At 59.2% G+C, this 23,335-nt stretch carries 24 protein-coding genes; 14 read left to right on the forward strand and 10 right to left on the reverse strand.

Annotated features, from left to right (window positions below):
- The first annotated feature begins 20 nt into the window (after positions 1–20).
- Positions 21–368 (forward strand): putative quinol monooxygenase, encoded by a 348-nt coding sequence (locus tag ACB037_RS11635; protein WP_010675576.1) that lies wholly within the window; start codon positions 21–23, stop codon positions 366–368.
- Positions 369–428: 60 nt separating this feature from the next.
- Here ACB037_RS11635 and ACB037_RS11640 read toward each other — a convergent pair whose 3' ends face one another.
- The 3 genes from ACB037_RS11640 to hpt form a co-directional block, all read right to left on the reverse strand.
- Positions 429–1,202 carry an ABC transporter permease gene (locus tag ACB037_RS11640; protein ID WP_010675577.1) on the reverse strand — a complete coding sequence of 258 codons (774 nt, stop codon included), beginning with the start codon at positions 1,200–1,202 and terminating at the stop codon, positions 429–431.
- A complete protein-coding gene (locus tag ACB037_RS11645; RefSeq protein WP_045521939.1) occupies positions 1,199–2,116 on the reverse strand; it encodes an ABC transporter ATP-binding protein in 918 nt (305 codons plus the stop codon). The genes ACB037_RS11640 and ACB037_RS11645 overlap by 4 nt, the downstream gene beginning before the upstream one ends.
- 112 nt (positions 2,117–2,228) lie before the next feature.
- Positions 2,229–2,759: a hypoxanthine phosphoribosyltransferase gene (gene hpt, locus ACB037_RS11650; RefSeq protein ID WP_010675579.1), complete on the reverse strand. Its 531-nt coding sequence runs from the start codon at positions 2,757–2,759 to the stop codon at positions 2,229–2,231.
- Positions 2,760–2,960: 201 nt separating this feature from the next.
- On the opposite strand from hpt, the gene ACB037_RS11655 reads away from it, so the two are divergent.
- The gene (locus tag ACB037_RS11655; RefSeq protein ID WP_029314803.1) at positions 2,961–3,575 is read left to right on the forward strand and encodes a TetR/AcrR family transcriptional regulator; all 615 of its coding nucleotides are present in this window, start codon (positions 2,961–2,963) and stop codon (positions 3,573–3,575) included.
- 73 nt (positions 3,576–3,648) lie between these two features.
- On the opposite strand, the gene ACB037_RS11660 is transcribed toward ACB037_RS11655, so the two are convergent.
- Together ACB037_RS11660 and mpl are read right to left on the reverse strand one after the other, a co-directional pair.
- Positions 3,649–4,260 carry a flavin prenyltransferase UbiX gene (locus tag ACB037_RS11660; RefSeq protein WP_323918199.1) on the reverse strand — a complete coding sequence of 204 codons (612 nt, stop codon included), beginning with the start codon at positions 4,258–4,260 and terminating at the stop codon, positions 3,649–3,651.
- Complete coding sequence (gene mpl / locus ACB037_RS11665) at positions 4,257–5,627, reverse strand: UDP-N-acetylmuramate:L-alanyl-gamma-D-glutamyl-meso-diaminopimelate ligase (RefSeq protein WP_039040843.1); 1,371 nt, start codon at positions 5,625–5,627, stop codon at positions 4,257–4,259. The genes ACB037_RS11660 and mpl overlap by 4 nt, the downstream gene beginning before the upstream one ends.
- A 233-nt stretch (positions 5,628–5,860) precedes the next feature.
- Here mpl and ppa point away from each other — a divergent pair, with 233 nt between their 5' ends.
- Positions 5,861–6,391, forward strand: a complete 531-nt coding sequence (gene ppa, locus ACB037_RS11670; protein ID WP_005335667.1) for an inorganic diphosphatase — start codon at positions 5,861–5,863, stop codon at positions 6,389–6,391.
- Between the two features lie 25 nt (positions 6,392–6,416).
- Here the strand turns inward: ppa and ACB037_RS11675 are convergent, their stop codons facing one another.
- Positions 6,417–6,767, reverse strand: a complete 351-nt coding sequence (locus ACB037_RS11675; RefSeq protein WP_010675583.1) for a hypothetical protein — start codon at positions 6,765–6,767, stop codon at positions 6,417–6,419.
- 123 nt (positions 6,768–6,890) lie between these two features.
- Between ACB037_RS11675 and ACB037_RS11680 the strand changes: the two genes are divergently transcribed.
- The 11 genes from ACB037_RS11680 to ACB037_RS11730 all read left to right on the forward strand — a co-directional run bounded on the left by ACB037_RS11680 (position 6,891) and on the right by ACB037_RS11730 (position 17,215).
- Positions 6,891–7,769 (forward strand): hypothetical protein, encoded by an 879-nt coding sequence (locus ACB037_RS11680; RefSeq protein ID WP_010675584.1) that lies wholly within the window; start codon positions 6,891–6,893, stop codon positions 7,767–7,769.
- A gap of 205 nt (positions 7,770–7,974) precedes the next feature.
- Entirely contained in the window at positions 7,975–8,517 is a 543-nt protein-coding gene (locus tag ACB037_RS11685) for a YtfJ family protein (protein ID WP_010675585.1), read from the forward strand.
- A gap of 43 nt (positions 8,518–8,560) precedes the next feature.
- Entirely contained in the window at positions 8,561–8,851 is a 291-nt protein-coding gene (locus ACB037_RS11690; protein WP_080988551.1) for a hypothetical protein, read from the forward strand.
- A gap of 36 nt (positions 8,852–8,887) precedes the next feature.
- Positions 8,888–9,484, forward strand: coding sequence for a DUF2796 domain-containing protein (locus ACB037_RS11695; RefSeq protein ID WP_198497773.1), 597 nt, complete (start codon positions 8,888–8,890; stop codon positions 9,482–9,484).
- A 4-nt stretch (positions 9,485–9,488) separates the two neighbouring features.
- Entirely contained in the window at positions 9,489–10,175 is a 687-nt protein-coding gene (locus ACB037_RS11700; protein WP_039040841.1) for an ABC transporter ATP-binding protein, read from the forward strand.
- 58 nt (positions 10,176–10,233) lie between these two features.
- On the forward strand, positions 10,234–11,481 hold the full coding sequence (locus ACB037_RS11705; protein WP_043155759.1) for an ABC transporter permease: 1,248 nt from the start codon (positions 10,234–10,236) through the stop codon (positions 11,479–11,481).
- 31 nt (positions 11,482–11,512) lie between these two features.
- Positions 11,513–11,989 (forward strand): DUF3299 domain-containing protein, encoded by a 477-nt coding sequence (locus ACB037_RS11710; RefSeq protein ID WP_010675589.1) that lies wholly within the window; start codon positions 11,513–11,515, stop codon positions 11,987–11,989.
- A gap of 120 nt (positions 11,990–12,109) precedes the next feature.
- The gene (locus ACB037_RS11715) at positions 12,110–12,958 is read left to right on the forward strand and encodes a TIGR03899 family protein (RefSeq protein ID WP_113068946.1); all 849 of its coding nucleotides are present in this window, start codon (positions 12,110–12,112) and stop codon (positions 12,956–12,958) included.
- A gap of 237 nt (positions 12,959–13,195) precedes the next feature.
- Positions 13,196–14,824, forward strand: a complete 1,629-nt coding sequence (locus ACB037_RS11720) for a PAS domain-containing methyl-accepting chemotaxis protein (RefSeq protein ID WP_236276139.1) — start codon at positions 13,196–13,198, stop codon at positions 14,822–14,824.
- Between the two features lie 942 nt (positions 14,825–15,766).
- Positions 15,767–16,114: a hypothetical protein gene (locus ACB037_RS11725; protein WP_010675592.1), complete on the forward strand. Its 348-nt coding sequence runs from the start codon at positions 15,767–15,769 to the stop codon at positions 16,112–16,114.
- A gap of 147 nt (positions 16,115–16,261) precedes the next feature.
- Complete coding sequence (locus ACB037_RS11730; protein ID WP_371175352.1) at positions 16,262–17,215, forward strand: alpha/beta hydrolase family protein; 954 nt, start codon at positions 16,262–16,264, stop codon at positions 17,213–17,215.
- 266 nt (positions 17,216–17,481) lie between these two features.
- Here the strand turns inward: ACB037_RS11730 and ACB037_RS11735 are convergent, their stop codons facing one another.
- From ACB037_RS11735 to cysN, 4 genes are all read right to left on the reverse strand, one after another.
- Positions 17,482–18,954, reverse strand: coding sequence for a hypothetical protein (locus ACB037_RS11735; protein ID WP_371175353.1), 1,473 nt, complete (start codon positions 18,952–18,954; stop codon positions 17,482–17,484).
- 515 nt (positions 18,955–19,469) lie between these two features.
- Positions 19,470–20,060, reverse strand: coding sequence for an adenylyl-sulfate kinase (gene cysC, locus ACB037_RS11740; RefSeq protein WP_279981862.1), 591 nt, complete (start codon positions 20,058–20,060; stop codon positions 19,470–19,472).
- A gap of 97 nt (positions 20,061–20,157) precedes the next feature.
- A complete protein-coding gene (locus tag ACB037_RS11745) occupies positions 20,158–21,882 on the reverse strand; it encodes an SLC13 family permease (protein WP_371175354.1) in 1,725 nt (574 codons plus the stop codon).
- 4 nt (positions 21,883–21,886) lie between these two features.
- Complete coding sequence (cysN, locus tag ACB037_RS11750; protein WP_371175355.1) at positions 21,887–23,314, reverse strand: sulfate adenylyltransferase subunit CysN; 1,428 nt, start codon at positions 23,312–23,314, stop codon at positions 21,887–21,889.
- Between the last annotated feature and the right edge of the window lie 21 nt (positions 23,315–23,335).

Consider the following 23,335-nt stretch of genomic DNA (forward strand, 5'->3'; position numbering starts at 1 on the left):
GACACGGCAAGGAGACCACGATGTCCAAGAAGGTTTACTGCATCGCCCAGTTCCAGCCCAAGCCGGGCCAGGAGCAGGCACTGTTCCGCGTCCTGCAAGGGCTCGAGCCCGACACCCTGCGTGAAGATGGCTGCCTGCAGTACATCGTCACCCGCCATATCCAGAGCCCCTTTGCCGAGGGGGAGAGCTTCCCCATCGTCTTCAACGAGATCTGGCGCGACATGGCGAGCTTCGAGGCCCACTGCCAGCGCGCCGGTATCAAGGCCTTCTTCGAGCGCTACTGCCTCGCGGATGATGGCCTCGCGGCCAAGTGGAACGTCTGCGTCTACAGCGACGAGCCCGCGGACTACGATGCCCCGGCCCTCTGAGACCGACATGTGCAAATAAAAAGGCGCCCGAGGGCGCCTTTTTGCTGGCAGGTGCGCGCCTCAGTGGCGCAGACCGGTGCCGCGGGAGATGAGCCACCAGGCCATCCCGTAGAGCACCAGGATGAAGCCGATGATGATGAGATAGGCGGTGCCGAGGGGCACGTCGGAGATCCCGAGGAAGCCGTAGCGGAACGCGTTCACCATGTAGATGATGGGGTTCACCTGGGAAACCCCCTGCCAGAACGGCGGCAGCAGGGTGATGGAGTAGAAGACGCCCCCCAGATAGGTCAGGGGAGTCAGGATGAAGGTCGGGATGATGCTGATGTCATCGAACGACTTCGCGAACACCGCGTTGATGAGCCCCCCCAGGGAGAAGAGGATGGAGGTGAGCAGCACGGTCACGCAGACGCTGAACAGGTGATGGATCTGCAGCGGCACGAAGAACAGCGACACCAGGGTGACGATGAGGCCGACACAGAGGCCGCGCGCCACACCACCGCCCACATACCCCGCGATGATGATGTAGTTGGGCACCGGCGCCACCAGCAGCTCCTCCACGTTGCGCTGGAACTTGGCGCTGTAGAAGGAGGAGGCGACGTTGGAGTAGGAGTTGGTGATGACCGACATCATGATGAGGCCGGGCACGATGAACTCCATGTAGCTGAAGCCACCCATGTCACCGATGCGCGAGCCGATGAGGTTGCCGAAGATGACGAAGTAGAGGCTCATGGTGATGGCGGGCGGCACCAGGGTCTGGATCCAGATCCGGGTGAAGCGGCTCACTTCCTTGGCCAGAATGCTCTTGAAGGCGATGTAATAGGTCATGGGGTTCATGCTTTGCGACCCTCCTCTACCAGATTGACGAACAGCTCTTCCAGCCGGTTCGCCTTGTTGCGCATGCTGAGCACCTTCACCCCCTGGGCGGAGAGCTGCTCGAACAGGCTGTTGAGGGACTGGCTCTTCTCCAGCTCCACTTCCAGGGTGTTCTCATCCTGCATCCGGCCGTTGAACTCGGGCAGGGCCGGAACGCTGGAGCCCGGCACCAGATCCAGCAGGAAGGTCTCGCGACCCAGCTTGCCGAGCAGGCTCTTCATGCTGGTGTTCTCGATGAGACGGCCCTTGTCGATGATGCCGATGTTGCGGCACAGCATCTCGGCCTCTTCCAGGTAGTGGGTGGTCAGGATGATGGTCACCCCCTGCTCGTTGAGATCCTTGAGGAAACTCCACATGGAACGGCGGATCTCGATGTCCACCCCGGCGGTCGGCTCATCCAGGATCAGCAGCTTGGGCTCATGCATCAGGGCGCGGGCAATCATCAACCGGCGCTTCATGCCACCGGAGAGAGTGCGGGCCGCCATGTCGCGCTTGTCCCACAGATCGAGCTGACGCAGGTACTTCTCGGCGCGCACCTTGGCCTCGGCCCGCGGCACTCCATAGAAACCGGCCTGGTGAGTCACTATCTGGCTCACCTTCTCGAACTGGCTGAAGTTGAACTCCTGGGGCACCAGGCCGAGCTGGGACTTGGCCAGCTCCAGATCGGTATCGATGTCATGACCGAATACCTTCACCTTGCCGGCGCTCTTGTTCACCAGTGAGCTGATCACGCCGATGGTGGTGGATTTGCCCGCCCCGTTGGGACCGAGCAGGGCGAAGAAATCCCCCTGTTTGACGGTGAGATCGATGCCCTTGAGGGCTTCGACGCCCCCCTGATAGGTCTTCTTCAGACCGCTGATTTCCAATGCGTTCATTGCAACCCCTGTGATGGATGAGCCCATCTCGAGACAGAAAAGGCGGCTGTGACGCCGCCTGAAGGCAGTCGATGGCGGGCCGGCCAGCCTGCCTTGCTACTTCGGACCCGGCTTACTCTTGCGGTACGACCTTGCCGATGAAAGGCAGGTTACGGTACTTCTGGGCGTAGTCAATGCCACAGCCCACCACGAACTCGTCCGGGATGGAGAAGCCAAGCCAGTCCACCGGCACCTGAACCTCGCGGCGGGACGGTTTGTCCAGCAGGGTGCAGATGGCCAGGGATTTCGGCTCGCGCAGGGAGAGGATCTCACGCACCTTGTTGAGGGTGTAACCGGTGTCGATGATGTCCTCCACGATCACCACGTCCTTGCCTTTGATGTCGTCATCCAGATCCTTGAGGATGCGCACGTCACGGGTGCTGTGCATGCCGGAGCCATAGCTGGAGGCAGTCATAAAGTCCAGGGTGATGGGCAACTGGCACTGACGGCAGAGATCCGCCAGGAAGACGCAGGAGCCGCGCAACAGGCCGATCATGACCACTTCCTCGGAGCCCTGGTAACGGGCGGTAATCTCTTCACCCAGCGTGGCGATCCGGGCTGCAACCTCGGCCTCGGGGATCATCACCTCGACAATGTGTTTCATCACATACTCCAATAATGACCAAAGGGTTATTGGCCGTTCATTAACGTCAAAACCGAGGATTCTACCACTCCAACCAGTGGGCGTCAGGCATACGTGATGCTTTTATCGGCTTATTTTAATTGATAGAGTTAGCAAGCCTTCGGGCATTATCGGTGACAATACTATAAACACCATAATCAATAACTATTAGATGAAAAAACTATGGAACCACGCGCAGAAATAAGACGTCGAACCCGGCTTTCGCCGGAGGCTCGCCGTGATCAATTGATGGAGTGTGCCGTCGAGGTATTTTCCCGTCGCGGCATCGGCCGTGCGGGGCATGCCGAGATAGCCGAACAGGCAAAGGTCTCGGTTGCGACCGTTTTTAACTATTTCAATACTCGTGAAGATCTGGTCGACGAAGTGCTGACAGAAATCGAAGCCTTCGTACAGCAGATCCTCGAACAGGCCTACAACGGTCAGGGCTCCGCCAGGGAGAGCATTCACCGCCACGTGAAGCTGTTCGTTGACGCCGCCTATGACAAGCCCGATCACGCCAGCATCTGGCTGGAGTGGAGCTCCTCGGTGCGGGAAGAAGTGTGGCCTCGCTACACCCGGCTGCTGGACAAGGCGCTGGAGCGCATTGCCCCCCACCTGCAACGGGCCATCGACAACGGCGAGATTCAGAGCGTGCTGTCGGCACAGGATCTGGCCCGCTCCCTGACCGGTTTTGGCTATGTGATGATGCAGATGATCAATCAGCCGCAGCGTCCGAGCCGGGAAGAGGTGACTGATTTCCTGTTCAAGTACGTGACGGCCCCCATCCAGGCCAGCTGACTCGTGCAGATGTTGACAAAGCGGCGCCGGGCTTTACAGCCCGGCGCCGCTTTTTTGTCCGCTCCCCGCCGTATCAGTGGTTTGCATAACCCCAGCGGCTGGTCAACTCATGCTCGACACCCAGGTGGTCGAGGATGCGGGCGACCATGAAGTCCACCAGATCTTCGATGCTTTTGGGTTCATGGTAGAACCCTGGCGCCGCCGGCATGATGGTCACGCCAAGACGGGCAAGCTTGAGCATGTTCTCCAGATGGATCGCCGAGAAGGGGCTCTCCCGGGGCACCAGAATCAGCTGGCCCCGCTCCTTGATCACCACGTCCGCCGCCCGCTCCAGCAGGTTGTCCGAGGTGCCGTTGGCAATGGCCGAGACGGTGCCCATGGAGCAGGGGCAGACCACCATCTGTTTGGGGGCCGCCGAGCCGGAAGCCACCGGCGAGAACCACTCCTCCTTGCCGCAGGCGACGATCTGACCCTCTTTGGCACCATATTGGCGACAGAGGTACGCCGACAGCTCCTTGGGAGAGCCCGGCCAATCCTGCTGCTGCTCGGTCTTGAGCACAACCCTGGCCGCCGAGGAGGCGAGCAGGAAGACCCGATAGTCCGCCTGCACCAGGCATTCCAACAGGCGCAGGGCATAGGGGGCGCCGGAGGCGCCGGTCAGCGCCAGGGTGATGGCCTTGTTCATGATGCGCTCTGCAGCTCCTTGAGGCGGGCGATCAGCTTGTCGTGAATGCCGCCGAAGCCGCCGTTGCTCATGATCAGAATATGATCCCCTGGGCGGCTCTCGGCCACCAGGGCGCCAATCAGGGCATCAAGGGCCTCGAATACCCGGGCAGGCCGGGTCATGTGGGCCGTCACCTCCCCCAGATCCCAGCCGATGTTGGGGGGCTGGAAGAAGAACACCTCGTCGGCACCGTCGAAGCAACCGGCCAGCTCCTCCTTGTGAACCCCGAGCTTCATGGTGTTGGAGCGGGGCTCCAGCACCGCCAGGATGCGGGCCTTGCCCACCTTGGCGCGCAGGCCGCCCAGGGTGGTCTCGATGGCGGTGGGGTGGTGGGCGAAGTCGTCATAGACGCTGATGCCGGCCACTTCCCCTTTCAGCTCCATGCGCCGCTTGGGGGACTTGAACTGGCAGAGGGCGTTGATCCCGTGCTCCACCATGACACCGGCATGACGGGCGGCGGCGATGGCCATCAGACCGTTGTTGACGTTGTGCTCGCCGATGCACTCCCAGTGCACCTCCCCCTGTTTCACGCCATCCAGCCACACCTCGAAGGCGGAGCCGTCATCGGCCAGCTTCACCGCCTTCCACTTGGCGTCGTCCTGGCCCACCAGCTCCACCTCGCTCCAGCAGCCCATCTCGCGCACGGCGGTAAGGTTGTCATCACCTTTGGGGAAGAGCACCCGGCCGTTGCTCGGCACGGTGCGCATCAGGTGGTGGAACTGGCGCTGGATGGCGGCGAGATCCGGGAAGATGTCGGCGTGGTCGAACTCCAGGTTGTTCATCACCAGGGTGCGCGGGTGATAGTGGACAAACTTGGATCGCTTGTCGAAGAAGGCGCAGTCATATTCGTCCGCTTCAATCACAAAGAAGGGAGCCGAGCCGAGACGGGCGGAAACCGGAAAGTTGCCCGGCACGCCGCCGATGAGGAAACCGGGTTCCAGCTTGGCATACTCCAGCACCCAGGCCAGCATGCTGGCGGTGGTGGTCTTGCCATGGGTGCCCGCGACGGCCAGCACCCAGCGATCTTTCAGCACGTGCTCCAGCAGCCACTGGGGGCCGGAGATATAGGGCAGATTGCGGTCCAGCACATATTCCACACAGGGGTTGCCACGGCTCATGGCATTGCCGATCACCACCAGATCCGGCGCCGGATCGAGCTGGGAGGGGTCGTAGCCTTCGGTCAGTTCGATGCCCTGTTGCTCGAGCTGGGTGCTCATGGGGGGATAGACGTTGGCGTCGGAGCCGGTCACCCGATAGCCAAGCTGTTTTGCCAACACCGCCAGACCACCCATGAAGGTGCCGCAGATCCCGAGAATGTGAATGTGCATACCGCTGCCTTTTCCAGTAAAGGGAGTGCGCATTCTAGGGTCTGTTGACCCGGTGGCACAAGCCGCGCCCATGGGGAGCGAAGGCATCCGCGCCCGCAGACGACAGAAATCGGGCAAGCGCGGGGAAAAGCTACCCTCCGCCACGCCACCCGGCCCTTGAAATATGGTCATTTGACGGGACATCGCTATAATGTCGGCCTGCAAACTTGACTCCAACACTCAAAGGAAACGTCATGAGCCTGAACCTGGTACCGGCCGGCAAGAGCCTGCCTGACGACATCTACGTCATCATCGAAATCCCGCAGAACGCCGACCCGATCAAATACGAAGTCGACAAGGACAGCGGCGCCATCTTCGTTGACCGTTTCATGTCCACCCCGATGTTCTACCCGTGCAACTACGGTTACGTGAACGCCACCCTGTCCCTGGACGGGGATCCGGTCGACGTGCTGGTTCCGACTCCCTACCCGCTGCTGGCCGGCTCCGTCATCCGCTGCCGCCCGGTCGGCGTGCTGAAGATGACCGACGAATCTGGCGAAGACGCCAAGATCGTGGCCGTACCCCACTCCAAGCTGACCAAGCAGTACGATCACATCCAGGATGTGAACGATCTGCCCGAGCTGCTGAAAGCCCAGATCCAGCACTTCTTCGAGCGCTACAAAGAGCTGGAAGCAGGCAAGTGGGTCAAGGTGGAAGGTTGGGGCGACAAGGCCGCTGCCGAAGCCGAAATCAAGACCTCTGCCGAGCGTTACGCTGCAAAATAAGCGTATTTCTCGCAAAAAAGGCGCCTTATGGCGCCTTTTTTATTGGTCGTTGCGGGGACGCTCCGGGGGGATCCCCCTGGATATAGAGGTCTCGCCCGTTTTGCCGATAGGGGCGGTAATAGTCATCACCGCAGCGATATTCCTGACCGGCACCTCCCACCAGATCGCAGTTGACCGGCAGCACCTCCAGCCACTTGATGGCCTGCTGGAAGCGCAGCCACTCCTGCCATTCATGCTCCCGGGCCAGCTGATCCCGCAGGGCGAAGGTATCCGCGCTGGACAATCCCTGATTGACGATGACCTGCCCCGCCAGCGCCGGCGTGGCCACCAATATCAGCAGAAACCGTGAAACAAGCTTCATGATGATTTCCCCCATGACTTATTTCCTGAATTAAATTTAAAGTCAGATCAGATAATTACCAATATATCTGTCACCAGACCAATCCAAATGCCGGTCACTCACCTAGTTGTTTATTATCAACCCAGGCGGAGGCGCACCATGAAACTGGCACAAGGCTTTCTGTGCAGTCTGCTCTTCGGCACCATGGCGCAGGCCAACGAGATCAACCTGAGCTGGCAGTGGCAATCTGCGGATGGTCAGCAAAAGCACCTGCAATTGACGGCGGATGAGCGCACCTTTTCAGCCAGCCGTCACGAGATGACACAGCTCGACACCGCCCTCAACTTCCCGCTGGAAACACTCTACTCCTACATCAGTCCGCGCCTCTACAACAGCATCAACCAGATCAACCAGCACAGCCCGGAGACGGCCACCAAGTTCCGCAACCTGGAACAGGCCTTTACCCTGCACGACAGCAGCCTCGAATCCGCCCAGTTCTGGCAGGCCTACCGGCAATATCAGGAGGACGCCTTCTACGAGATGCGGGTCCAGCCCTGCGTGCACCCGGCCAACCAGAAGCTGCCCTGTGTGCGCCCCAACTACTCCCAGCTGTTCTATCAGTTCAAGGGAGACCTCAAACCCCTGGCACAGCAGTTTTCGGCCAAGGATCTCGCCACCAGCGTCACCCTGCTGCAGGAGTGGCTGAGCGGCATCCCCACCCCGCCCGAGCAAATGGACCACTTCGCTCCGCCCTTGCAGGCCCTGCAGGACAACAAGGCCGACAGCGACGAGAAGGCGCTGCTCATGGCCAGTTTGCTGGCGGAGCTGGCGCCCCAGTACAGCCTCAGCATCATCTATCCGAACATCAGCATCGGCAGCGTCTCGCCGGCCTGGCTCGCCATCACGGCCGACAGCGGCCTTGAGGGAGACACCCTGGTGATCGGCAATCAGCGCCACGTGCTGCTCACCGGTTCTCCCCTGCTGGCCCAGCAGATGACGATGGCCCAGATTCCCTTGATCAGCGAACCGCTCTACTAGCCTCTTCTGACCATCACTTGCTTTTGATGGATGACATGCCATCCTTGCCGCCGTCATTGGGGGGATGGCGCCCATGTTGACAAGATCACCGTCGCGCCCTGCATTATTTAACACTTTTTAAACAGATCCGATCAGTTTAGGATGTTCAGGGTCCCATTCCCTCGACCCAAAAATCGTTATAACATCACAAAGGAGTGTCATCCGGATGAAACATCTCGTGCTTACTCTGGCGCTGCTGCCAACCCTGGTCATGGCCCACAACATCAAGGAATCAACCCAGGTGCCGCTGGTCAACATCAGCGACAAGGGGGAGCTGGTGCTCAAGGAGAAGGAGATCAGCTATCAGCCCTGGCAGAGCAAGGTCCTGACCGGCAAGGTCTTCCTGATCCAGCACATCGCGGGTCGCTCCAGCGCCAAGGAGCTCAATGCCCCCATGATCGAGGCGATCAAGGCGGCCAAGCTGCCCCACGACAAGTACCAGACCGTCACCATCATCAACAGCAATGACGCCATCTGGGGCACGTCCGGTTTCGTGAAGAGCAGTGCCGAGGACAGCAAGAAAGAGTTCCCCTGGTCCGCCATGGTGCTGGATGCCAAGGGGATGGCCCGCAACGCCTGGGCGCTCACGCCGGAAAGTTCGGCCATCATACTGCTGGATAAAGAGGGCAAGGTGCTGTTTGCCAAAGATGGCCAGCTCGATGCCGCCGAGATAACCAAGGTGATGGGGCTCATCCAGTCCCATCTCTGAATCAGAGAGAAGGGCGCTGATGGCGCCCTTTCCACAAGGGTCTATGGGTCGTTCCACACTGACAATCTGGGTGTTGCTGCTGGGCTGGTTGTGGATGCAACCGGTGCTGGCACAGCACCCTCTTGAAGCTGCCCTGCCCGATCACGGTCATGCCTGCACCCTCTGCGTCCTGCATCTGGATGGCAAGCTGGCACTGACGCCGACCCCCGTACTCCCTCCCCTCTCCTCTGGCATCGACCGGTATATCGGCACTCCCCAACCGAGGGCGGCCACCGGCACCACGGGACATCGCCGTATCCGCGCCCCGCCGCCCCTTCATTGTTTCTTTTTTTGAACCAATCTTTTCTCTATTTATTCAAAAGGATTAACGATGAAAGCAGTCACCCTGTTGCTGGCCGCTGCCGCCTTCGGCGCCCAGGCCAATCACGACGAACACGAAAGCCACAGCCACGGTGCCCATGAGCACGGTCACGGCCACCTCAACCTGGTACTCGACGGCAACCAGCTGATGATCGAGTTGCAGGCCCCTGCCGCCGATCTGGTGGGCTTCGAGCATGCCGCCAACACCGATGAGGAGAAAGCGCAGTATGCCAAGGCGGTGGCCCGCCTCCAGCAGCCCGACGCCCTCTTCCGTTTCGACCCGGCCGCCGGCTGCAAGCTGACCCAGCAAGAGCTGCAGGCCGCCAAGGAAGATCATGACCATGACCATGAGCATGAGCACGAGCACGAGCACGAGCACGACAAGGCTGATGGCGCTCACGATGAACACCATCACGACGACGCGGGCCATGCGGACATGGGAGCCATGTACACCTACACCTGCGCTACCCCGGCCAAGCTCACCGGTCTCGAGGCCACCCTGTTCAGCCTCTACCCGAGCCTGGAGAAGCTGAGCGTGCAGGGCATACTGCCCACCGGCCAGACCGCCGCCGAACTGACTCCGTCCGCCAACAAACTGGGCTGGTAACACCATGAAACATGCCGTGGTTGAGATCCGTGATCTGGCCTTTGCCTGGCCGGGTCACGAAGCCGTCCTCGATCTGCCCGCCCTTCGCATCCACGAGGGTGAGCGCGTCTTCATCAAGGGCCCATCGGGTTGTGGCAAGTCCACCCTGCTCGGGTTGCTGGCCGGTATCCAGACCGCCAACCACGGCACCCTGGAGGTGCTGGGCCAGCCCCTGGCCCGGCTTTCCGGCCGCGCCCGTGACCAGTTCCGGGCGGCCAATCTGGGGTACATCTTCCAGCAGTTCAATCTGCTGCCGTTTCTCTCGGTGCAGGACAACGTCACCGCTGCCCTCACCTTTTCACCCGCCAAGCGGGCCCGCCTGACAGGGAGCCCCGAGCAGGAGGCCCGCCGCCTGCTGGCAGAACTGCAACTGCCGGATGAGGCACTCCATCGCCCCGTCCACGCCCTCAGCATCGGCCAGCAGCAGCGGGTTGCCGCCGCCCGCGCCCTGATAGGCTCCCCTCCTCTGGTGATCGCCGACGAGCCCACCTCGGCCCTGGACACCGACAACCGGGCCGCCTTCATCCGGCTGCTGTTCGAGGAATGTGACAAGCAGGGATCTACCCTGGTCTTCGTCAGTCACGATCCCTATCTGGAGCCCCTCTTCCCCCGGGTGGAGAACCTGCAACAGCTCAACCGGAGGGCGGCATGACCACACGCCATCATCTCGCAGCCCGTCCAGCCATCTCCCCTTCACTGCGGAGGCTCTCATGCTGAAACTCGCCCTGCAAAGTCTCTGGGCCCGTCGCCTCACCGCCGGGCTCACCCTGCTGGCCGTCGCCATCAGCGTCACCCTGCTGCTCGGGGTGGAGCGGGTGCGCAGTCAGGCACGGGATAGCTTCGCCAACACCGTCTCGGGTACCGATCTCATCGTCGGCGCCCGCTCCGGCCAGGTGAACCTGCTGCTCTATTCGGTGTTTCGCATCGGCAACCCCACCAACAACGTGGGCTGGGACTCCTACCAGGCCATCAAGACAAAGCCAGGCGTCGCCTGGACCATCCCCCTCTCCCTTGGCGACTCCCACAAGGGGTTTCGCGTGCTCGGCACCAATGGGGACTACTTCACCCACCTGAAGTACGGCCAGCAGCAGGCGCTCGTCCTGCGCGAAGGTCGCCCCTTCGAAACACCGTTTGAAGCGGTGCTGGGTGCCCAGGTGGCCGAAAAGCTCGGCTATCACCTGGATCAATCCATCGTCATCGCCCATGGCGCCGGCAACACCTCGTTCAGCCAGCATGACAACATGCCGTTCAAAGTGGTGGGGATCCTGGCCCCCACCGGCACCCCCATCGATCGCACCATTCATGTGCCGCTGGCGGGCATAGAGGCGATCCACCTGGGCTGGGACACCGGTCGTCACAGCAAGAACGTGACCCCGGAACAGGCGATGGCGCTGGATCTCACCCCCAAGACCATCACCGCCTTCATGGTGGGGCTGAGCAACCGGATCCTGGCGTTCCAGTTGCAGCGCAGCGTCAACACCTATCCCAGGGAGCCCCTGATGGCCATCCTGCCGGGAGCCGCCCTGCAGGAGCTCTGGGGGCTGATGAGCGTGGCGGAGACCGCCCTGTCGGTGATCGCGGGCTTCGTGGTGGTGGCGGGCCTCATCGGCATGCTGACCACCCTGCTCGCCGGCCTCAACGAGCGGCGCCGCGAGCTCGCCATTCTGCGCTCCCTGGGGGCGGGACCTGCCCACCTCTTCCTGCTGCTGGCGCTGGAGGCGATGGCGCTCACCACGGCGGGCATCGCCCTCGGGGTGGCCGCGCTCTATCTCGGTCAGGGGCTTGCTAGCCCCTGGCTGCTCAGCCACTATGGCCTGCAAATGAGCCTGGGTCTGCCGAGCGCCTATGAGTGGCAACTGCTGGGCCTGGTCTGGCTGGCGGGCATGGTGATCGGGCTGCTGCCTGCCGCCCGCGCTTACCGCTACAGCCTGAGCGACGGCATGAGCATTCGCGTCTGACCCGACGCATCCGACCAAGAGAGAAGAACAGATGATGAAGTGGAAAATAGTGGCGCTGCTGGCCAGCCTGCTGGTGCTGCCTGCCATGGCCGCAGATTACAAGACCATCGACTGGGATATCCTCATCCCGGAGGGGGAAAAACTGCTGCCACCGCCCCAGGTCAGCCATGATGGCGACTTCTCCTCGGTGCCGCAGCCGGTGGGGGGCGTCAACAAGAAGCTGGACAATCAGGAGGTGCGGATCCCCGGGTTCGTGGTGCCCCTGGAAGGGGATGCCAAGACCATCACCGCCTTCCTGCTGGTCCCCTACTTCGGCGCCTGCATTCACGTGCCGCCCCCGCCCACCAACCAGGTAATCTACGTGAGCTACCCCAAGGGGGCGCCGGTGGATGACCTCTGGGACGCCATCTGGGTCAAGGGCAAGATGCACACCGTCAGCTCCAGCCACGAGATGGCCACCGCTTCCTACTCCATGGACGCGGTCGAGGTCAGCGTCTACGAAGAGTGAGCCCCTGATGGCCTCCCCCGGGAGGCCATTTTTTATCCCGTGACGACCCCGGCAAAGGGATTGTTCATGGATCTGGTTGGAGTAACATTCACTACCAGACCTTGCCATCACGGAGCCAGCATGGCTGACCTGCCCCCCAAGAAAGAGAGTTCCATCCTGAGCAGCCAGGAGCAGACCCTGCGCCTGGCCCGCAGCCGCGGCATCGATGGCATGCTCACCCGCAACAGCGACAGCACCTTCGAGCAGCGCGCCACCTTCCGCCAGTTGGCGGAGCAGGCTACCCGCCAGCGCAATCTGGAATCCATCATGGTGATGGCCGCGCGCCACTGCGAAGAGACCGCCGCCGGCGGCGAGATAGACAGCGACTGGCTTACCCGCTTCCTGCAACTGGCCGAAGACATCAGCATGACCCCCATGCAGCAGTTGTGGGGCCGCATCTTCGCCCTGGAAGTCGCCACCCCGGGCCGCTTCTCCATCCGTGCCCTCAACACCCTCAAGGAGATGACCCAGCGCGAAGCCCAGCTGTTCCAGCGCATCTGCGCCCTCTCCTGCCACTACGAGGGCAGCGACGAGCAGCGTCTGCTGCTGGGCATGCACAAGGGGGCCAGCCTGCTCAGTCGCGCCAAGGTCACCCGAATGGGGCTCGGCAAATACCGGGTGCCCTACAGCGCCCTGCTGCTGTTGTGCGATCTCGGGCTGCTGCACCGTGGCGAGCTCGAATCCGGCCCCCTGCCCGCCGACGGGGTCGAGCTGGCCTTTGGCAACCAGCGCTGGCGTCTGCGCCAACGCCAAAGCAATCTCACCCTGCTCTATTACCGGCTCACCCCCGTAGGCAACGAGCTTGCCCTGCTGCTGGACGAGCCCCCCCTGGAGGAGTACCTGCAGGATCTGAAGACCCTGCTCTCCACCCACCTGCAGATAGAGACCCAGATACCGGCCCCGGTCAGCGAGCCGGATCTGCCCGCCTGAGGCTGGCGGAGGCCCCGGCCCCGCCTTGCCAAATTGCGAAACACGCCCCGCCATTGCCAAAACGGCTCCCAAAAAGCGAATCCTGACGGCAGGGGCGGACGCGAGCCCGGGCCCTGTTCCCCCCTCTGCGGGCTTTGAGCACAAAAGAGACATATAGAACGCAATTTAAGCGTTTTTGGGCACTCTGGTGTACGAATTGCAACCAGACTCTCTTTGCCCTGTCAGGCAGGAAGTGCCATGAGAGTCAATCAACCCGTTACCCAGCGTGAGCGCCTCTACCCGTCGCATCAGAACCTGATTTCCACCACGGATCTGGAGAGCCGCATCACCTATGCCAACGACGAGTTCTGCCAGATAGCCGGCTTCACCCTGGAGGAGCTGCAAGGGGCCCCCCACAACCTGGTCCGCCACCCCGACATGCCGCCCCAGGCGTTTGCCGACATGTGGCGCCATCTGCGGGAAGGCAAAAGCTGGATGGGCCCGGTCAAGAACCGCTGCAAGAACGGGGATCACTATTGGGTCAACGCCTTCGTCACCCCCATTCAGGACGCAAGCGGCAAGGTGGTGGAGTACCAGTCGGTGCGCACGGCGCCGGACGACGCGGTCAAGCAGCGTGCGGAGCGGGTCTATGAAGAGATGCGCCGCGGCAAGACCCCCCGGGCCCTGCGCCTGCCCCCCTGCTGCCACACCCTGGGGATCCACCTCTGCCTGATGGCGCTGCTGGCCAGTCTGGTCACCCTCGGCTATCAGCACGGCCCGGGCTGGCCTCTGCTCATCGGAGCCCTGCCCCTGGTGGTTGCGCTCGTCATCTGCCAGACCCTCTCCCGGCGCCTCGCCCGGCTGGAGACCCTGGCCCGCCACCGTTTCGACAACCCCTTGATGCAACTGCTGTATACCGGCCGGGTCGATCGTCTGGCTGCAGTCGAGCTCGCCATGAAGATGAACCAGGCCGAGTTCAATGCGGTGCTGGCCCGCACCCAGCAGACCTGCCAGCAGATCGTGCAGGCGGCGCAGACGGATCTGAACAATGCCGAGTCCATCACCGGCAACCTGCAACAACAGCAGGCCCAGACCAACCAGGTCGCGACCGCCATCACCGAGATGACGGCGTCCATTCGCGAGGTCTCCCACAGCTCGAGCGCTTCCTCGGACAGCCTGGACAACACCGCCGTGCTGTTTCGGGAGGGCAATCGCAGCGTGCTCGATACCGTGGCGGCGGTGGAAGGGGTTCACGGCGAGCTGCTCACCTCCCGCGCCGTGATAGAGGCGCTGGCCAGCCAGTGCCGCGCCATCGACGGCATCCTGGACGTCATCAACAACATCGCCAACCAGACCAACCTGCTGGCCCTCAATGCGGCCATCGAGGCGGCCCGGGCGGGCGAGTCCGGTCGCGGCTTCTCGGTGGTGGCGGACGAAATCCGCCCCCTGGCCATCAAGACCCAATCCTCCACCGGCGAGATCCAGCAGATGATAAGCCTCTTGCAGGCCAGCGCCGACGATGCCCAGCAGGCCATGGCGCAAGGGGAACAGCTCTCCGCCAGTTGCCGCCTCAAGGCCGCCGCCACTGGCGATATCCTGCAACAGATAAGCGAACGCCTGTTGCAGGTGACCGCAGGCAGCAACCAGATAGCCCAGGCGGTGCAGGAGCAGTCCCTGGTCACCCAGGACATCCACCACAGCGTGCTGGACATCAAGCGTCTGGCCGACGACTCCAGCCAGGGCAGCCGCCACGCCGTGCAGGGCATTATTGCGCTCGTGAAGCAGCTCGGGGATCTGGAGCGGCTGGTACGCCAGTTCCAGCAGCATCCCGCCACCCGGCCAACCAGCACCGCCCTGACCAGCGGCCAACCCCTGCTGGCCCGCTAAGCCTTCACGGAGCAAACCAGACCCAAAGACCGTGCGCTAACAATAAAATGGGCCCCTGCCGTCACCGGCAGCGGGCCCCTCTTTTGGGTGGTGCATGGGCGTCTGAGCGGGTTTCAAATTCGAGTCCTCGACTGAACCCGCGGGTCTTTCGCCCCCTCCCAACCACCTGCTTGTCCGTGCCAGGCCGACCCTCTCGGCTGCACCGCATGGCCCTCGGCAGGGCAATGGCCTTGCTCACAACCCCGTGAATCGTGGGCGTGAAGTGGGAACGCGGGAACGCGTTGCGCCTTGAGAGCCTTCTTATCCAACCTGACGCAGGCCCCGCTGTCCCCCCAATTTATTGATCTTGCCCGAGAAATCACCCGATCCCCCTTCCCTAACCAGCTCCGTTCGGTAACATGGCAATCGGGATCACCTCTTGTCGGAGTCAGCCATGAACCAGACCGGAGCCACAGGGAAAGCGCAGCAGGCTGGAGGCTGAAATTCAGGGGCGGTAGCGTGTTTTTTGCCGATTGGTGCAGAGTGCAGCGGCGCCCAACAGACGAGCATGGTCACATGAACCAGAGTGGGATAAAGATGGATGGGGTCGAACGGTAACTAAAAATAGGTGATGCAACCAAAGTCAGACTGGACTTCCAGCCACGTTGTATTGTTCCTGATGAGGTTGATGTCCCTCTCGGTTTTGGCGTTGAAATTCTATTTTCTGCTGCACACATGATCGATATTGAACGACCACCTCAAGAGTATATTGATTGGCAATGAGGTCAAAAGCCAGAGGGAACCTGGTCACGAAACGGATGCACAATCGATGGGTAAAAAGAAACTTTCATCGCTCGGTGTTTTCAGTTCCATTGACCTAAATGGTTATTTTTGTTGCCGCAGAGTTTAGCGGTTATATGTTATCAGCCCCTTGATGGGCATTACTATTCACAAGGACGTGTCATGAAAAAATCCTCTATTGGTGCTGTTTTTTTACTTAGTTCAAGTGCGCTAGCCAACCCATATAAAAGTGAATTTGTTGATGTGGCATTTCAAATACAAGAAGGAAAAAATACATTTCAACTGGTCTGTCAACCCAAGCTCACCATGGGGGAGCTGCCCAAAAACTGGGTTGATACGTGCAACCAGATTGGCAAGAAGTTTTTGGAGTTGGCTGTCGAAAGCGGAATAAAGGTCGACCCCATTGACAACGCGTTTGGTTTGGCTGGTGAACTTGCTCAAAAAATGTCGAGTGACTTGCCAGAGAATGTTGTCCCCACACAAATTATTAGCCGTGAATTTGGTGGTTAATCGCTGATAACAAGGCGCGAGTACCAATAAAAGCCGGGCTGGGGCGATTTTCACTACGCTTCCTCAGCCCTTTTTTTCCATTCAAGAGGAATGAAGGTTTCAACACTGATTAACGTACTGCCTCTATCATGACTATCAGGAAACAAGATGCAAGTCCGCACAATATTTTTACTCTTGCTCATGTTGACCTGCTCGATAAGCGCAACAGAGATCATGACTCGCACAGCGAGCAGGGATGATGGTTCGCCTATCTCCTATTATCTTGTCCAACATGCCCATGACACAGATACACTGCTGTTGATCCTGCAAGGCTCTGATTGCAATAGTGTGTTGAAAATAGAGTCCATACTCACCGAGTATAAAAATGTTTGGCCAGAAGCTGATGTGTTGCTAATCGAAAAGTACGGCATCAATCGCAAGTTAAAATACAGTACCGACCCGGCACGCAAGGATTGCCCTGCCCAGTACCTTGAAAAGGACAATCCTGCGCAGCGGGTCGCGGATATCAAGGTGGTACTCGATGCCGTTCGAAAAAATGGTCAATACAAGACATTTATCCTCTTGGGCGGCAGTGAAGGGGCCGTTATCGCCAATTTGGTGACCGCAGATGTTGACTATATCGATGCCACCATCGCCTTTAATGGCGGTGGCCGCTGGTTTATCGATGACGTCTCACACAGCATCGCGGTAAAGCATAAAAACCCCGAAGCGGCGAGAAAAGAGATCGACGGTTTTAAAGGGTTTTCCGAGCATGTTCTTAACAACAAACCCTTCGAGCTTGATGTGAGCGGGCATGGTTATCATTGGTGGCAGCAGATGCTCTCCATCGATCAGCTTGATACCCTTATAAAAGTCAACTCTCCTTTGCTGATCATTCAGGGTGAAATGGATACCTCGGTATCACCGCAAAAAACAGATGAAATGATGCAGCGTCTTAAAGACTTCGGGAAAAACAATATCGAGTATCGGCGTTACAAAGAACTTGATCATGGATTGAAGAACAGTGACGGGAAAAGCCTGCGCAAAGAGGTCATCCGCGATATGAATATATGGTTAAGATCAAAGCTAGGCAATCCAGCCAATAAATCCAGCGGCAACTGATTGAAGCGCTGAAGACTGAAACTCAGGGACGGTCACGTGGTTGTTGTAGGTTAGCGCAGAGCGAATCGAAGCACAACGGACGAGCATCATCACATAAACCAGAGCTGGATAAAGATGGATGGGGTCGATCGGTAAAAATCTTGCAGATACATTTCCGGTAAACGTTGGGCTTCACTTCGTTCAGCACCGACCTACCATTTTTAGATCAACATACAGATGATGAGTCATGTTAATAAAGCCACCGTTTATACGGTGGCTTTATTGAACTATTTTTTATCACTGAGTGCTTTTAGAACATCCATGATAAAGCTAGCCTTGTCTATCTCTGGCTCACTCTTAGAGAAAACTTGAGTTATTAGCCTGATTTTAGTGTCGCGTTTGAACTCTAGTTTCTCCCGCTCAGTCATATGCTCACATTCTATGGAATTAGTTATTTGCTCTGCCAAAATGGCGGCCTTAAGCATTGTCATTTTCTCAGTATTAAGAGATACGATATGCTTAACCAAGAAAAAGAAAACACCCGATAAACCGCCAATAATCAGGGTGGTGGCTGTAATCAGCGGCAATCTACTGAGAAGAATATCCCAAGCACTAACATTACCCAAAAATGGCACCATATACATAAAGCTCTCACCATTTTTGTATATATATCTTGCCATAAAAGCCAACCCAACAAATGTAGAAACAGCCAAGATATAATATAGCCTTAACTGTTTAGACGTTTCATTAGAGTGTCCCACCATATCCAGGGTGGTAAGATTTTTTTGCCGATTCGCAACAGCTAACTCTTGCTGTACAGTCTTTAGCACATCGCTCGCTTTCTCAGTATCGACAACCAACATTTTAAGCTTATTTTCTTCTTTCTTGTACGCATCTGTCTCAGCTTCGATTCTTTTCTCTATGGCGATTAAATTATCAGACTCATTGGCAATAGTTTTTGAAAGCTTTGCATACTCCAAATTTGAATTATCAATGTCACTTCTAACTTTGTCCAGAGCATTCTGACTGTAAGCCAGACTGTTTTTTACGTGGGACCGCTCTTGCTCTAATATGCTGATATCACTAGATATAGAATCAAACAAGCCTCGCTTGATATCGATAAAACCATTAATATCATCAAGCTTATCTTTAATCTTTTGCATTTCGATAAGCGGTATTTCTCTAGCTCTGTTTAGAGCATCTTTCGCCCTATCAAACTTTTCCGGCTCAGTAAGCAGCGCAGAGATGCTCACAACACCCACAGAGCAAAATGTACTGTGCTTTGGCAAAATTAGCCCCAACGCAACATCATGTATTTTATACTTGGAGACAGACTGACCATTACGAGGAAGTTCGGTTGTTCTTTTGGTTGCAAATCTCTTATCCATACCGCGATATGAAATAAGCCTAACCGCCCCTTCATTTTCAGATTTAGATACACCGAAACAAGTAAGCTCCGAGATAATAACTGGAGTAGAGAATAATACAACTAATTCACCATGAAGGGCACTTTCGTCATAGTTTGCAAGTTTTAAAGCTTCATTTGCAAAAGCAACCTCCTGTTGAGTAAAAACTTCAGGGAAAAAATCACTATATATTCGGATGAGCGCCTTTCTAGTTTCAGGTGTGTAGATTGTAAAAAATGAGTTTAAGGCCTGAGTATATTCTCGAAAAGGTTTAACTATTTCATTAATATCGACACCACTAAACACCTCAGAAAGATCAACGTCATTGGAAATGTCATTCTTGCCTGCAGTCACCACCCCACCCCTCTGTTTTTGGCTTACTCAACCTCAGTCTACCACTTTTGTAATAAGCGATGTATATCGTGGGTGAAATTTGGCCCCCACCGTTCTGTACGTCAATCCGTAGGTTCGAATAGCGCAGCGTATTCGGACAATCGCGAATAATCCCGCCACGGCATCAGCAGGGATCGGAAAGTTTCCTCGCGGGGCTGATATCGGCTGCCTTGAGGTGGCTCTTGGTTCACCGGTGCCACTATAAGCTGGATTTATGGGTTTTCCACTAAAAACCCAACTTCTGCTTATAGTGGCTGCCGCCAGCACACAAATGCTTGTTGCGGCCCACTTATCGGCCACAGGTCGCTTGCCAGATGTTCTGCGACTCCATTGACGTGCAGACAAGGCGGGTAAAGAGGGCCTTTTTCCCTTGCGACCCGCGCCTGCACTCTATTTGCAGCTTACGGCTTGCTGACTGGGTGATTACCCGATTGCCGGGAGAACAACCCAGCTCCTAAGACGGCGCAACTCAACAACTACAGGTAGTTCCCCTGCCGCAGGGCGGTCAGCAACTCATCCACCAGCACTTCCACCGGCTTGCCGGCGTTAAGCAGATGGATTTCCGGCTGTTCCGGCGCCTCATAGGCAGAGTCGATACCGGTAAAGTTGCGAATTTCCCCCGCCCGCGCCTTTTTGTAGAGCCCCTTGGGGTCACGCTCTTCACACACGCTAAGGGGTGCATCCACAAACACCTCGACAAACTCGTCGGCGCCCAGGAGGCTGCGCACCAGATCCCGTTCGGCACGGAACGGCGAGATAAAGGCGGTGAGGACGATCAGGCCCGCGTCCACCATGAGTTTTGCCACCTCGCCAACCCGGCGGATGTTCTCCTGACGGGCGGCGTCGTCGAAGCCCAGATCGCCACAGAGGCCGTGGCGCACGTTGTCCCCATCCAGCAGATAGGTGTGCTTGCCCTCGGCGGCCAGCGCCTGCTCCAGCGCCCCCGCCAGGGTGGACTTGCCCGCCCCCGACAGCCCGGTGAACCAGATCACCAGCGGCTTCTGCCCTTTCAATTCGGCCCGACTTTGTTTGTCGACGGCATGGTCGTGCCACACGATATTGCTCATTCACACTCCTTGATAGGCGTTCACGCCTTTACGCCAGCGCCTTGGCTTTAAGCAGCCTTAAGATAAGCGACCTTAACATAGGCCCTGATATCAGCTCTTAAAACGGAAACAGCAGGGGCACCATGACGATCACCCCGAGGCTGTACGCCAGGGAGACCGGCAGGGCCAGCTTGAGGTAGTCCGGCATCCGGTAGTTGCCCGCGGCATAGACCATGAGGTTGGTCTGGTAGCCGTAGGGCAGGATAAAGCTGGAGCTCGCCCCGAACAGCACCGCCAGAATGAACGGCATGGTGGAAACATCCATGCTGAGCGCCAACTGGTATCCCATGGGGAAGGCCAGGGCCGCCGCGGCGTTGTTGCTCATCAGCTCCGTCAGCACCAGGGTGAACAGGTAGATGCCGATAAAGGCGACGAAGGGGCTGGCGCCGTTGAACTCCCCCATCAGCCAGTCGGCGATGAGCTTGGCCAGGCCGCTCTGCTCCAGCTGATCGGCGATGGCCAGCGCCCCGCCCACCACCAGCCAGATATCCAGCGGAAAGCGGCGGCGGATCTCGTCCAGGGTCAGGATGCGGGTAAACAGCAAGACCACCAGCATCACCAGCAGCCCCTTGAAGAGCGGCACCAGCTCGAACACCGACAGCGCCAGCACCCCGAGGAAACCCAGCACCACGGCGGCGCTGCGCTTGCCATCGAGCCGGGTGGAGGCCTCCAGCCCGCTCACCACAACGAACTCCCGGGAGAGGGACTTGTTGCCGGCAAACTTGGGGCCGGGGGCCAGCAGCAAGGTGTCCCCTGCGTGCAGTTCAATCTGGCCGAGGCCGCCGGTGAGCTGGGTCTCGCCCCGGCGCACCGCCAGCACCACCGCATCGAAGTGGGTGCGAAACTCCGCATCCTTGATGGTCTGACCCACCAGGCGCGAGCTGTGGCTGACGATCACCTCGACCAGGTGCTGGCCGTTGAGGCGGTGCTGGCCGTAGAGATCCAGCCCCTTGAGCTCCTGCAGCACGCCGACGCTCTCCACGTCGCCGCAAAACAGCAGCATGTCCCCCTCGTGCAACTCGTGCTCCGGCTGCACCGGGCAGATCACCTGATCGCCGCGGATGATCTCCGCCAGATAGAGGCTCTTCAGGCTGCGCAGGCCGTTGTCCTTGACGCTGCGCCCGGCCATGGGGGAGCCGGGGCCCACCTTGGCCTCGAGAAAGTAGCCGGATTCCCGGCTCATCTCGGTGTCCTGCTCCGGCAGGTGGCGGGCAAACAGCAGCACGGCGACCAGGCCGGTCAGCAGGGTGCCCGCCCCCACCATAAAGAAGTCGAACATGCCGAGCGGCTTGGCCCCCATCTTGATGAGGAAGCTGTTGACGATAAGGTTGGTGGAGGTGCCGATCAGGGTCAGCACGCCGCCAAAGGTCGCCGCGAAGCACATGGGCAAGAGCAGCCGGGAGGGCGCATGGTTGGGGTTGCGTTTGACCGCCCCCAGCATGGAGGCCACCACGGCGGTGTTGTTGACGAAGGCCGACAGGAAGGCGGTGGAGAACCACACCTTGATCAGCACCTTGTTGAACGAGCCTGTGCCCACCAGGTTGGCGAACCAGCTCATGACCCGGGTCTTCTCCACCGCGAGCGACACCAGCAGCAGCAACACCAGGGTCAGCAGGGCGCTGTTGGTGTAGCCCGCCACCACGGCGTTGATGTCCGCCAGGCCGCTCAGGTAGGTGATGAGCACGGCGCCCGAAAAGAGCAGCGCCGGGCGGAGTCGGCCCTGGATCAGCAGGGCGACGAGGGCAGCCAGCAGACCCAGCACCAGGGATTGTTGCCAGGTCATGGGCTTATTCCTTGTCCGACGCGTTGCTGATGGTCAGCGCCTGCCAGTGGGGGAAGTGCTTGCGCACCAGGGCGTTGAGCTCGATTTCGAACTCGCTGTACTGCCCTTTGACCGCCTTGGCGGCGACCCCTTCCACTATCATGCCCGCGCCCACGGTGACGTTGGTCAGCCGGTCGATGAGGATGAAGCTGCCGGTGTCGCGGATCTCCTGGTAGGGGTCGAACGCCACCGGGTCGGTCAGGCTGAATTCGCACAGGCCGATCTCGTTGAGCTTGAGCTCGGAGGCGGGCAGCTCGTCGAGCTTGTTGATCTCGATGCGGTGGCGGATGGCCTCCACCTGGCCACGGCTCTTCTTGGTGGCAAGCTTGACGTCATAGACCCGGCCCGGTTGCAGGGACTCTTCCCCCATCCAGACGATGTGAGCCAGCACGTTCTGGGTCACCTGGGGCTTTTTCGCCGCATCCACCAGCAGGTCGCCCCGGCTGATGTCGATTTCGTCCGCGAAGGTGACCGTGATGGCCTGACCCGGCAGGGCGTACTCCAGATCCCCGTCGAAGGTGACGATGCGGGTGACCGTGCTCTCCTTGCCGGACGGCAGCACCGCCAGGCGGTCGCCGACCCGCAGGATGCCGGAGGCGAGCGTGCCAGCGAAGCCGCGAAAATCGAGGTTGGGGCGGTTCACATACTGCACCGGCAGGCGCACCGGGTGACGCTCCAGCTCGCGCTCCACTTCCGCGCTCTCCAGCAATGAGAGCAGGGTTTCGCCCTCATACCAGGCCAGCTTGTCGCTTTGGTTGACCACGTTGTCACCGTCCAGGGCCGAGACCGGCACGATGTGGATGGTGTCGACGCTGAGCTTCTTGGCGAACTCGCGGTAATCGGCGCTGATGCGATCGAACACCTCCTGGCTGAACCCCACCAGGTCCATCTTGTTCACCGCCACCACGAACTGCTTGATGCCGAGCAAACTGGCGATAAAGCTGTGGCGACGGGTCTGATCCAGCACTCCCTTGCGGGCGTCGATCAGGATGATGGCGAGATCGCAGGTGGAGGCACCGGTGGCCATGTTGCGGGTGTACTGCTCGTGGCCCGGGGTGTCCGAGATGATGAATTTGCGTTTCGCGGTGGAGAAGTAGCGGTAGGCCACGTCGATGGTGATGCCCTGCTCGCGCTCCGCCTGCAGGCCGTCCACCAGCAGCGCCAGGTCGAGCTTCTCGCCGGTGGTGCCGAGCTTCTGGCTGTCGGACTCCAGCGCTTTGAGCTGATCTTCATAGATCTGCTGGGAGTCGTGCAGCAGGCGGCCGATGAGGGTGCTCTTGCCGTCGTCCACGCTGCCGCAGGTGAGAAAACGCAGCAGGCTCTTGTGCTGCTGGGCGTGCAAGTAGGCTTCAATGCCCTGTTCGCTGATGGCGGTCTGAATGTGGTTGTTCATGTTGCGATTCCTTAGAACATT

The organism is Aeromonas sp. S19(2024) (assembly GCF_041402625.1).
Classification (GTDB): Bacteria; Pseudomonadota; Gammaproteobacteria; order Enterobacterales; family Aeromonadaceae; genus Aeromonas; species Aeromonas caviae.